This is a genomic window from gamma proteobacterium symbiont of Axiagastus rosmarus, from assembly GCF_059730925.1.
The window spans coordinates 2,861,622-2,873,472 of sequence record NZ_AP035925.1; the positions used below are offsets into that span (position 1 = coordinate 2,861,622).

Sequence of the window (11,851 nt, forward strand, 5' to 3'; positions counted from 1 at the left end):
TTAATTAACCAAGGTTCAGCGCGTCATTGACCAGGTCTTGCTGCTGTTGTTGATGTACGGACATATAGCCCACGGCCGGTGAAGCAGAAGCCGGACGGCCTGCGTAACGCAGTGACGCACCAAATGGAACCACTTCGCGGAAATGATGCTGACTGCAATACCATGCGCCCTGGTTCAGTGGCTCTTCCTGACACCAGACGAAATCCTGAACATGGGCGTAATTCTTCAGCGCTTCCTGCACCGCTTTGTGCGGGAACGGATAGAGCTGTTCGATACGCACGATGGCGACATCGGTCTGCTCGTTCTTACGACGCTGTTCCAGCAGATCGTAATAAACTTTACCGGAGCACAGCACCACGCGTTTCACCTGCTGCGGATCGAGGTCGTCGATCTCACCAATCGCCGGCTGGAAGCTGCCGTTGGCCAGCTCATCAAGGCTGGATACCGCCAGCGGATGACGCAGCAGCGACTTCGGTGACATCACGATCAGCGGACGGCGCATACCGCGCAGCGCCTGACGACGCAGCATGTGGTACACCTGTGCTGGCGTTGATGGCACGCAGACCTGCATGTTCTGCTCAGCACACAGCTGCAGATAGCGCTCAAGGCGCGCGGAGGAGTGCTCCGGACCCTGCCCTTCATAGCCGTGTGGCAGCAGCATCACCAGACCACACATGCGGCCCCATTTCTGCTCGCCGGAGCTGATGAACTGATCGATCACCACCTGAGCGCCGTTGGCGAAGTCACCGAACTGCGCTTCCCAGATGGTCAGCACGCGCGGCTCGGCGGTGGCGTAACCGTATTCGAACGCCAGAACCGCTTCTTCCGACAGCACCGAATCCCACACCTTGAACTGACCCTGACCGTTATGGATGTGGTGCAGCGGAGTGTAAGTCGAACCGTTCTGCTGGTTGTGAATCACCGCGTGACGGTGGAAGAAGGTGCCGCGGCCGGAGTCTTCACCCGACAGGCGCACCGGAATGCCTTCGTCCACCAGCGTGGCGTAAGCGAGGTTTTCCGCCCCGCCCCAGTCGAACAGCTTGTTGCCTTCCGCCATCTCTTTGCGGTCGTTGTAAATCTTGGCAACGCGCGACTGCACTTCCACCGCTTCCGGAATGCTGCTGATGCGGCGCGCCAGCTCCTGCAGACGTTTCATGTCCACGGTTTCCGGGTAGCTCTCATCCCACTCGTGGTTGAGGTACGGAGACCAGGTGAACGAGTGCAGGCTCATCGGACGCCATTCCGGCACCACGCACTCGCCTTCATCCAGCGCATCGCGGTACAGGTTTACCAGCTCGGTGGCATCTTCCTGCGTGGCCACGCCTTCGCTTTCCAGCTGATCGGCGTAGATTTTGCGCGGCGTCGGATGCTTTTTGATTTTCTGATACATCAGCGGCTGGGTTGCGCTTGGCTCGTCGGCTTCGTTATGGCCGTGACGGCGGTAGCACACCAGGTCGATGAACACATCGCGTTTGAAGGTGTTGCGATAATCCAGCGCCAGGCGGGTAACAAACGCCACCGCCTCCGGATCGTCCGCGTTGACGTGGAAGATCGGTGCCAGCACCATTTTGCCGATGTCGGTGCAGTACGGGGTAGAACGCGCATCTTTTGGATTCGAGGTGGTGAAGCCCACCTGGTTGTTAATCACGATGCGTACGGTGCCACCCACTTCGTAACCGCGAGCCTGCGACATGTTCAGGGTTTCCTGCACCACGCCCTGGCCAATAACCGCGGCATCACCGTGAATGGTGATCGGCAGGACTTTGTTGCTGCCCGGCTCCGCCAGACGATCCAGACGCGCACGCACCGAGCCCATGACTACCGGGCTTACAATTTCCAGATGCGACGGGTTGAACGCCAGCGCCAGGTGCACCAGGCCGCCTTCGGTTTCCACGTCTGACGAGAAGCCCATGTGGTACTTCACGTCACCGGTACCGAGGTGCTCTTTGTGCTTGCCGGAGAACTCGTCGAACAAATCCTGCGGTTTTTTACCCAGCACATTGATCAGCACGTTGAGACGACCGCGGTGCGCCATGCCCAGCACCACTTCACGCGTGCCGCTCTTGCCGGCGTGGCGAATCATTTCGCGCAGCATGGGTACCAGCGCATCACCGCCTTCCAGCGAGAAGCGTTTGGCACCCGGGAATTTCGCGCCGAGGTATTTTTCCAGGCCCTCTGCCGCCGTCAGCTCTTTCAGGAAACCTTTTTTCTCGTCCGCGCTGAATGACGCATGGCCCACCACCGATTCCAGACGCTGCTGAATCCAGCGCTTCTCTTCGGTGTTGTTGATGTGCATGTACTCTGCACCAATCGAACCACAGTAGGTCTGCTGCAGTGCGGCATAAAGATCGGCCAGCTTCATGGTCTCTTTGCCAATGGCGAAAGAGCCTACGTTAAAGCTTTCCTGAAAATCGGCGTCGGTCAGATCGTGGAAGGCCGGATCGAGATCCGCCACGCGCTCCTGCTTCCACAGGCCGAGCGGATCGAGGTTAGCGTGCTGATGGCCGCGGAAGCGGAACGCATTAATCAGCTGCAGCACTTTAACCTGTTTGGAATTAGCGGCCGGATCGGTGACTGTGGAGGTGTAGCGGGTGGCGTCTTTCGCCAGGCGGCGGAAGTATTCACGCGTCGTGGAGTGAAACTGCTCAGGTTTCACACCGGTGCCCGGCAGCTGCTGGAACATCGAGCGCCACACTTCATCAACAGAGTCAGGATCGGTCAGGAAATCCTCATAGAGTTGCTCTATGTAGGACTGGTTCGCGCCGGCCAGCCAGGAGGAGTCCAGCCAGGGTTTCATCGCGCTGTTCTGCATTGTGATCCCTTAAGCATTAATCTGCTTTTTTGAGGTTTCATTTGTTGCCGCTTACGCGGCTTGCCGTAGTGAGTTCAGCGATACGAACCTGTGCGCAACCGGCGCCTGGCCCGTAAGGGAACCTTTATAAGCGTGGTCAGTACCGCGCTTATAGAGGCTTCCGTAAACGATCGGGAACCTGAGTTCCCGACCGTGACTTCCGTTTGTTACGCCCCGCGCTGCAGCAGCATCGACTTAATGTGGCCGATGGCGCGCGTTGGGTTTAAGCCTTTCGGGCACACGCTCACACAGTTCATGATGCTGTGACAGCGGAAAACACTGAAAGCATCATTCAGATTGTCGAGGCGCGCATCGGTTTCGGTGTCGCGGCTGTCAATCAGGAAGCGGTACGCCGCCAGCAGGCCGGCCGGACCGATGAACTTGTCCGGATTCCACCAGAACGATGGGCACGACGTGGAGCAGCAGGCACAGAGAATACACTCGTACAGGCCGTCCAGGTGCTCGCGCTGCGCAGGCGTTTGCAGATGCTCGCGCGCTGGCGGATTTTCCCCATTATTCAACAGGAAAGGCTTAATCTTCTCATACTGAGCATAGAATTGTCCCATGTCCACCACGAGGTCGCGGATTACCGGCAAACCGGGCAGCGGACGGATAACAATCTTCTTGCTGCCATTGCCCAGTGCGGAGACCGGCGTGATACACGCCAGGCCATTTTTACCGTTCATGTTGAGGCCATCGGAGCCGCACACGCCTTCACGGCAGGAGCGACGGAAGGCCAGCGTAGGATCCTTCTCTTTCAGACGGATCAGCGCGTCCAGCAGCATCATGTCGCGACCATCTTCCGCTTCGAGGGTGTAATCCTGCATGCGCGGTTTGTCATCGACTTCCGGGTTGTAACGATAGATAGAAAATTCGAGTCTCATGATGATCTCCGCAATTAGTAAGTACGCGCTTTCGGCGGGAAGGCCGCACGCAGTTTCGGTTGCATGTTCACCTCACGGCGCGTCATGCTTTCCGTTTGCGGAACATAGAGGCTGTGGCACAGCCAGTTGGCATCATCACGCTCCGGATAGTCGAAGCGGCTGTGAGCGCCACGGCTTTCGGTGCGGAAGTTAGCCGCTACCGCGGTGGCGTAAGCGGTTTCCATCAGGTTATCCAGCTCAAGGCATTCGATACGCTGGGTGTTGAAGTCCGGTGAACGGTCATCGAGACGCGCGTTTTTCAGGCGCTCACGAATCTCTTTCAGCTCGGCCAGGCCTTCACGCATCGCATCCCCTTCACGGAATACCGAGAAGTTGTTCTGCATGCAGCGCTGCAGCGCCTTGCGGATTTCAACCGGGTCTTCACCGGTGGTGTTGTTTTCCCAGCGGTTGAAGCGGGCCATCGCCGCGTCGATTTCATCTTCGGTGGCGTCGCGCAGTTCGCCCTGCTCAGCGATGCACTCCATCAGGTGAACACCGGCCGCGCGGCCAAATACCACCAGGTCGAGCAGCGAGTTGCCGCCAAGACGGTTTGCGCCGTGTACCGATACGCAGGCAATTTCGCCTACCGCGAACAGGCCCGGAATCACTTCATCTTCGCCCTGCTCGTTGACGCGCAGCGCCTGACCGGTCACGCGGGTCGGCACGCCGCCCATCATGTAGTGGCAGGTCGGGATAACCGGAATCGGTTCTTTAATCGGGTCGACGTGAGCAAAGGTGCGCGACAGTTCGAGGATGCCCGGCAGACGGGATTCCAGCACTTCAGCGCCCAGATGGTCGAGTTTCAGTTTGATGTGTGGACCCCACGGGCCGTCGCAGCCGCGACCTTCACGAATTTCCACCATCATTGAACGCGCCACCACATCACGGCCCGCCAGATCTTTAGCGTTCGGCGCGTAGCGCTCCATGAAACGCTCGCCATGCTTGTTCAGCAGATAGCCACCTTCACCACGGCAGCCTTCGGTCACCAGCACACCGGCACCCGCAATGCCGGTTGGGTGGAACTGCCACATCTCCATATCCTGCATTGGCACGCCGGCACGCAGCGCCATGCCGACGCCATCGCCGGTGTTGATGTGGGCGTTGGTGGTGGACTGATAGATACGGCCAGCACCGCCGGTCGCGAGGATAGTGGCTTTGGCTTTGAAGTAGACCGTTTCACCGGTTTCGATGCAGATGGCGGTACAGCCGACGATCGCGCCGTCAGCGTTTTTCACCAGATCCAGTGCATACCACTCGGAGAAGATGGTGGTTTTGTTTTTCAGGTTCTGCTGATACAGCGTATGCAGCAGGGCGTGGCCGGTACGGTCGGCAGCAGCAGCGGTACGCGCCGCCTGCTCACCACCGAAGTTTTTCGACTGACCACCAAACGGACGCTGATAAACGCGGCCGTCATCAAGACGGGAGAATGGCAGGCCCATGTGCTCCAGCTCCAGAATCGCTTCCGGACCGGTTTTACACATATATTCGATCGCGTCCTGGTCACCGATGTAATCGGAGCCTTTGACGGTATCGTACATGTGCCATTCCCAGTTATCTTCGTGGGAGTTACCCAGCGCCACGGTAATCCCGCCCTGCGCCGATACGGTGTGGGAACGGGTTGGGAACACTTTGGATAACAGAGCACAGCTCTGGCCCGATTGGGAGATTTGCAGCGCGGCGCGCATACCCGCACCACCTGCGCCGATCACCACGGCATCAAATTCTCTGACTGGCAAACTCATTTACACACCCCACACCACAACAGTTCCATAAATTGCATACGACAACAGCGCGACCACAATCACCAGTTGCAACACCAGACGCGTTGCCAGCGGTTTCACGTAGTCGGTCAGGACCTGCCACATGCCAATCCAGCCGTGGACCAGAATCGAGAACAGCGTCAGCAACGTGAACACTTTGGTAAAGGAGGAAGCGAAAAAGCCGCGCCAGACGTCATACGTCAGCGTGCCGGTCATCACGACAAAACCGAGGATGTAGAGAATGTAGAGCGTAATTAAGATTGCAGCAGCACGCAGTAACAGCCAGTCATGGATACCGTTGCGTCCTAATGCAGAAGCATTGCTTACCATACGAGGACTCCAGCCAGAATTGAGAGCACGACAGTGATAACAAAAACCGCTTGCGCGGTACGGGTTCCCACCTGCAGGGTTTCTGCCGTAAAACCGAAGTCGGCCAGCATGTGACGAATGCCGCTTGCTGCGTGATATGCCAGCGCGGTCAGAATGCCCCACATGATGAATTTGGCGAAGAAGCTATCCATGATGGATGCCGCTTGCTGGAAACCTTCCGGAGAAGAGAGGGAGAGACCCAGTAACCAGAGCAGAATTCCGAGAGCGACAAAGGTAATCACGCCGGAGACGCGGTGGAGAATGGACGATATTGCAGTAACGGGAAACCGGATCGTCGAGAGATCCAAGTTAACAGGTCTTTGTTTTTTCACGGTTTTGCCCACACAGCTCTTTTTTATTTTGCTTCCTCCGGTCCTGAGTTACAGAAGAGCACAGTGCGTGTTCGGACTGCAACCGCCACCAAAATAGCAACATCCAGTGTTAAATGAAGCGGGTAAAACGCTGGGTGGCTCCTGGTGTCAGGGTATTCCGGAGACCTGGCGGCAGTATAGGAGGATCACATTCTGATTACAATTCCCCTACAATCTCTTTGGTCACATTTAAGCTGAACAGTGATCCGCCTCACGTATTTCACAATTTATACATTTTTAATTATCTGATTTGACAATAGATCAACATTTCAGTTACAAACGAACGCACTAAAACCCTATGATGCATAAAAGTTATGGGGATACACTTTCCCCTAAGCTCAAGTTATGTAACATTGCCTTTACGAGCAACACAAACCGTCAGGTTATTGGTTACCAAGAAGTTATGTCGTGACAGGATCTTTAACATCCACGATGTGCAGCGCGTCATGCCCGGACACCACCGATTGGCTTTACACATTTCGCTCCGTAACCTTGCAGCATGAACGTTACCGCTGAGTGATGCTGTGAAGATTCTGTTTTAGCCTAAGTCGTGCGGGTTGCAACAAGGCAGTAAGCGTGCAAATGATGGGCGTTTACGCAAGTAAATGACCGCACTGCGCGCGCGCAGCCAGTGTAGCGGCGGCCCGAAAATACGGCGGGTAAACGCAACATGATGACTGTTCTGGTGTCTAAGATCCTTACCTACTAAGGCGCTATGGAGACGAAAAATGACAGATAAAAAAGTGACGCTAACCCTACAAGATAACAACTCCGTGGAACTGGATGTGATGCAAGGCACGCTGGGACAGGATGTTGTTGATGTCCGCGCCCTTGGCTCAAAAGGCCTGTTCACCTTCGACCCCGGTTTTACCTCTACGGCGTCCTGCGAATCAAAAATTACCTTTATTGATGGTGATGAAGGGATTTTGTTACATCGCGGTTTCCCTATCGATCAGCTGGCTACCCACTCCAACTATCTGGAAGTGTGCTACATCCTGCTGAACGGCGAAGCCCCTACTCAGGCGCAGTACGACGAGTTCCGCACTACCGTAACCCGTCACACCATGATTCACGAGCAGATCACCCGCCTGTTCCACGGCTTCCGTCGTGATTCACACCCGATGGCGGTGATGTGCGGCGTGACCGGCGCGCTGGCTGCCTTCTATCACGATTCATTAGACGTGAATATTGAACGTCACCGTGAAATCGCCGCCTTCCGCCTGCTGTCAAAAATGCCGACCATGGCCGCGATGTGTTACAAATACTCCATCGGCCAGCCGTTTGTGTATCCGCGTAACGATCTCTCCTATGCCGGTAACTTCCTGCACATGATGTTTGCTACGCCGTGTGAAGAGTACAAAGTGAACCCGGTGCTGGAACGCGCCATGGACCGTATCCTGATCCTGCACGCTGACCACGAACAGAACGCATCAACTTCTACCGTGCGTACCGCCGGTTCTTCCGGTGCCAACCCGTTTGCCTGTATCGCCGCCGGTATCGCCTCGCTGTGGGGACCTGCGCACGGTGGTGCCAACGAAGCCACGCTGCGTATGCTGGAAGAGATCAGCACCGTGGATCACATCCCGGAATTCGTGCGTCGCGCCAAAGATAAGAACGATTCGTTCCGTCTGATGGGCTTCGGTCACCGTGTGTATAAGAACTATGACCCGCGCGCGACCGTGATGCGTGAAACCTGTCATGAAGTGCTGAACGAGCTGGGCATGAAGGACGACCTGCTGGAAGTGGCGATGGAGCTGGAGCACATCGCGCTGAACGACCCGTACTTCATTGAGCGTAAACTCTATCCGAACGTCGATTTCTATTCCGGCATCATCCTGAAAGCGATGGGCATTCCGTCATCAATGTTTACCGTGATCTTCGCGATGGCGCGTACCGTTGGCTGGATTGCGCACTGGAAAGAGATGCACGACGAAGGTATGAAGATTGCCCGCCCACGTCAGCTCTACACCGGTTACACCGAGCGCGAATTCAGCTCGGCGCTGAAAAAATAACAATCAGGGCGGGTTATCCCGCCCTTTTCTTTTTTAGTATACGGCGAAAGTTTGGGGCGCATCGTGCCGAGCCCTGCCTGGCTGAGCCCCGTTTCAGGCGTCCTCGCGCCGCTGACGCGGTACCTTCACACCCTTCGTCAGTCTGACGGACCGCCGTCGACGGGACATCCTGTCCCGGCTCCGGCTTTCGCCCGCATCCATGCGGTCTCATCCTGACTTCCTCATGCTGTTCAGCGCTGCGGATTGCCTGCCCCGGGGCTCAGCCAGTCAGTGCATTAGCTCTGGTGCAGTTTGCCGCAAGACGATGATGGCCTGTCTCATGCCTCGTCTAATAGTGACCAAAACTCAATGCTGACAGCCCGGACACCAGTAAAACGGTCGTGAGGACAGTACACCCTTCTCAATGACGGTACCGCAGCGCCGGCACTTTTTGCCCTGACGGTGAAACACCTCGAAACGAAACGCTGCCTCTTCGTGATACTTCTTCATGCTGCCACGCATCTGATAAGACAAACGCGGCACCGCCAGCATGGCGTGGCTCAACGCATCCAGCTGCTGGTCGCTCAAATCCTGTGCACGATGCTGCGCCAGCAAACCGGCGTGCCATAAAATCTCGACGCGCAGATAGTTGCCGAGCCCGGCGAGAAATGCCTGATCCAGCAACAAACCGCTGAACTGGCGGCGACGAAAACGCGGCGACAGCAGCCGCTCGCGCACCTCTTCCACCGTCAGCGTAGCGTCCAGCACGTCCGGTCCGACGCGTTGCAAAAACGGATGCGCGCCGAGCGTATCTGCGTTCAGCAGCTCAATATCCGAAGCGCTATACAGCAAAATTGCCCGGTCGGCATTACCCAGCCGCACGCGCAGCTGGCGCGAAGTATTGGGCTCAGTCCCGCTCGGCACCACACGCCACACACCGTACAGCTGATTATGGCTGTACAGCGTCAGCCCGTTGGAGAAGTGCGTCAGCAGTGCCTTGCCGCGCGTTTCAAAGGCGTCGATGGTTTCCCCCATCAGCGCCGGTTCGTAGGTCTTCAGCGCCGGAAAAGCAAACCACACCTCGGTCAGAGGCTTGCCCACCATTGCCGCTGCAAGTTGATCCGCCGCGCGGCGGATCTCCGGTCCCTCTGGCATAACCGCTCCTGATTAATGGGTTGCGCCGCCCACTTCGCGAATGTCTTTCTCTGTGCTGAGAATCACCTGCAGCGACGTTTCCAGCGCCTGAATCACACTGGCGGTCGACATACTCGGTGCACCAGGATGCTGCGCCGCCTGCTGCGGCATATAAGGAATATGCACGAAACCGCCGCGAGCTACGCTGCCTGTGGTCTGCAGCCAGTGCAGCAGGTGATACATGACGTTATTGCAGGTAAATGTCCCGGCGGTTTGCGACACCGAAGCCGGAATCCCCACTTCGCGCAGTGCCGCGACCATCGCTTTGATCGGCAGCGTGGAAAAATAGGCCGCCGGTCCCCCGGCGACAATCGGCTGATCGACCGGCTGCTGCTGGTCGTTATCCGGAATGCGCGCATCGTTCACATTAATCGCCACGCGCTCTATGCTGATATCGCTGCGCCCGCCAGCCTGGCCGACGCACAGCACGCGGTGCGGCTGCAGCTCTTCCAGCGCAGCGGTCAGCACCTGGCCGCAGCGGGCGAATACCACCGGCAGCTGGCGCACCACAATCCGCGCGCCGCCGAACTCCCGACCATCAAAGCTGCGCACCGCTTCCCACGACGGATTAATGCGCTCGCCGCCAAACGGCTCGAACGCCGTCATTAACACCGTTTTCATCGCAACCTCACAGGAACATCAGGAAATAAAGCAGGAAAATATTTACCAGTAACAGTAGCACACCGGTTGGCACCTGAGCCTTGATTACCGCGTTACGATCCGGCAGCTCCAGTAAACGCGCCGGAACAATATTGAAGTTGGCAGCCATCGGCGTCATCAGCGTGCCGCAGTACCCGCAGAACATGCCGATCGCCGCCATCACCGCCGGATTGCCACCGTGCTGCAGCACCAGAATCGGAATACCGATGCCGGCGGTGACAATCGGGAACGCCGCAAACGCGTTGCCCATCACCATGGTCAGCAGCGCCATGCCCAGTGCATACACCGCCACCGCAATCAGCCGGTTATCCACCGCCAGATAGTGTTCGGTCAGATGTGAAATCGCCGTGCCGACGCCAGCGCTGGTAAACAGCAGGCCAAGCGTGGCGAGAATCTGCGGCAAAATAAACGCCCAGCCCACCGCATCCAGCAAACGCCGCGTCTCCTGCATCGACTGCAGCGGCTTCTCGTGGGTAAACTTCAGCGCGATCAGCCAGCCCAGCACGCAGCCAATCATCATCGAAAACAGCGTGACCAGCGTCGAATGATTGCCCGGGCCAAACACCCGTTCCTGCAGACCGGGAATATGATTGAACGCCAGCACGCCAATCACCGTCACCAGCGGGATCGCCAGCGCCGGCAGAAACAGCTTATTGCCGAGACGCTGCGCACTCTGCTGCTTCTGTTCATCGCTGCGCTGATGGTAGCGACCGAGGCGCACGCCGCCGAACCCGGCAATCAGCGCCATGACCACCACCGCCGCGCCCACGGCAATATGCAACCAGCGACGTCCCAGCTCCGCATCACCGGCCCACTGCCCCATCAGTTGATAAGCACCGTCGCCAATCAGGAAAATCAGACCGTACAGCGCCCAGAATAAACCGGTGGTAAAACGGCGCGGATTAGCGCTATCGCGCCATGACAGCAGCGCGACAATCAGCAGGATCGCCCCGGCCAGCCACATCAGATACTGTTGCTGAAACATCACTCACCTCCTTTTGCGCGCAGCGCCTGCTGGTTGAGCGCGCCCAGCTCACGCGACAGCTGACGGTCGAGCCGCACCAGTCGCGCAGCATGAATCAGGAACGCACACAGCGCCGTCGGAATGCCCCACAACGCGATGTGCAACGGCTCGGTGCTGATGCCCGCCGACTCCTGCATAAAGTTGTGCATAAATATGATCGCGCCGAAGGCCACGAAAATGTCTTCACCGAAGAACAGCCCGACGTTATCGGTAGCCGCCGACATGGCGCGCAGCCGCTGACGAATCTCCGGTGATACGCTGCCGTAACGGTTTTCAGTGGCACCTTCGGCCATCGGCGCCAGCAGCGGACGCACCATCTGCGGATGCCCGCCCAGGCTGGTCAGCCCCAGCGCCGCAGTCAGTTCACGCACGAACAGATAGACGATCAGTAAACGGCCGGCGGTGGCGGTTTTGATCCGGGCGATCCACGTCTGCGCACGCTCTTTCAAACCGTGGCGCTCCAGCAATCCAATAACCGCCAGCGGTAACAGCAGGATCAGCGGCAGATTACGGGTATTGAGAAAGCCGGAACCGAGCTTCTCCAGAATATCGCCGAGCGGCATATGCGCCGCCAGCCCGGTGACAAAACCGGCAACAATCACCACCAGCACCGGGTTGAAGCGCAGCACAAAGCCGAGCACAATCGCGGCAATGCCGAGTAACGGCCAGAGATTGACCACGTTATCCATGTTTTCCCCTCGTCAGAAA

The 11,851-nt window shown here is 57.5% G+C and carries 10 protein-coding genes; 1 reads left to right on the forward strand and 9 read right to left on the reverse strand.

Annotated features, from left to right (window positions below; all coding sequences use genetic code 11):
* Positions 1-4: 4 nt before the first annotated feature.
* The 5 genes from sucA to sdhC form a co-directional block, all read right to left on the reverse strand.
* The gene (sucA, locus tag AC6I8F_RS13460) at positions 5-2,812 is read right to left on the reverse strand and encodes a 2-oxoglutarate dehydrogenase E1 component (protein ID WP_021508537.1); all 2,808 of its coding nucleotides are present in this window, start codon (positions 2,810-2,812) and stop codon (positions 5-7) included.
* A 206-nt stretch (positions 2,813-3,018) separates the two neighbouring features.
* Positions 3,019-3,735, reverse strand: a complete 717-nt coding sequence (locus tag AC6I8F_RS13465) for a succinate dehydrogenase iron-sulfur subunit (protein ID WP_021508538.1) — start codon at positions 3,733-3,735, stop codon at positions 3,019-3,021.
* Positions 3,736-3,749: 14 nt separating this feature from the next.
* On the reverse strand, positions 3,750-5,516 hold the full coding sequence (gene sdhA, locus AC6I8F_RS13470) for a succinate dehydrogenase flavoprotein subunit (protein ID WP_021508539.1): 1,767 nt from the start codon (positions 5,514-5,516) through the stop codon (positions 3,750-3,752).
* Positions 5,517-5,864, reverse strand: coding sequence for a succinate dehydrogenase membrane anchor subunit (sdhD, locus tag AC6I8F_RS13475; protein WP_021508540.1), 348 nt, complete (start codon positions 5,862-5,864; stop codon positions 5,517-5,519).
* Complete coding sequence (gene sdhC / locus AC6I8F_RS13480) at positions 5,858-6,247, reverse strand: succinate dehydrogenase cytochrome b556 subunit (protein ID WP_021508541.1); 390 nt, start codon at positions 6,245-6,247, stop codon at positions 5,858-5,860. The genes sdhD and sdhC overlap by 7 nt, the downstream gene beginning before the upstream one ends.
* A 755-nt stretch (positions 6,248-7,002) precedes the next feature.
* Here sdhC and AC6I8F_RS13485 point away from each other — a divergent pair.
* Positions 7,003-8,286, forward strand: coding sequence for a citrate synthase (locus AC6I8F_RS13485; RefSeq protein ID WP_021508542.1), 1,284 nt, complete (start codon positions 7,003-7,005; stop codon positions 8,284-8,286).
* Between the two features lie 345 nt (positions 8,287-8,631).
* On the opposite strand, the gene nei is transcribed toward AC6I8F_RS13485, so the two are convergent.
* The 4 genes from nei to AC6I8F_RS13505 are packed head-to-tail and all read right to left on the reverse strand — an operon-like array spanning position 8,632 to position 11,832.
* Positions 8,632-9,420 (reverse strand): endonuclease VIII, encoded by a 789-nt coding sequence (gene nei, locus AC6I8F_RS13490; RefSeq protein ID WP_058769449.1) that lies wholly within the window; start codon positions 9,418-9,420, stop codon positions 8,632-8,634.
* 12 nt (positions 9,421-9,432) lie between these two features.
* Entirely contained in the window at positions 9,433-10,080 is a 648-nt protein-coding gene (pcp, locus tag AC6I8F_RS13495; protein ID WP_211726304.1) for a pyroglutamyl-peptidase I, read from the reverse strand.
* Positions 10,081-10,087: 7 nt separating this feature from the next.
* Positions 10,088-11,104 (reverse strand): DUF979 domain-containing protein, encoded by a 1,017-nt coding sequence (locus AC6I8F_RS13500; RefSeq protein ID WP_058757881.1) that lies wholly within the window; start codon positions 11,102-11,104, stop codon positions 10,088-10,090.
* A complete protein-coding gene (locus AC6I8F_RS13505; protein WP_021508546.1) occupies positions 11,104-11,832 on the reverse strand; it encodes a DUF969 domain-containing protein in 729 nt (242 codons plus the stop codon). Before AC6I8F_RS13505 ends, AC6I8F_RS13500 begins: the two co-directional genes overlap by 1 nt.
* Positions 11,833-11,851 lie beyond the last annotated feature (19 nt).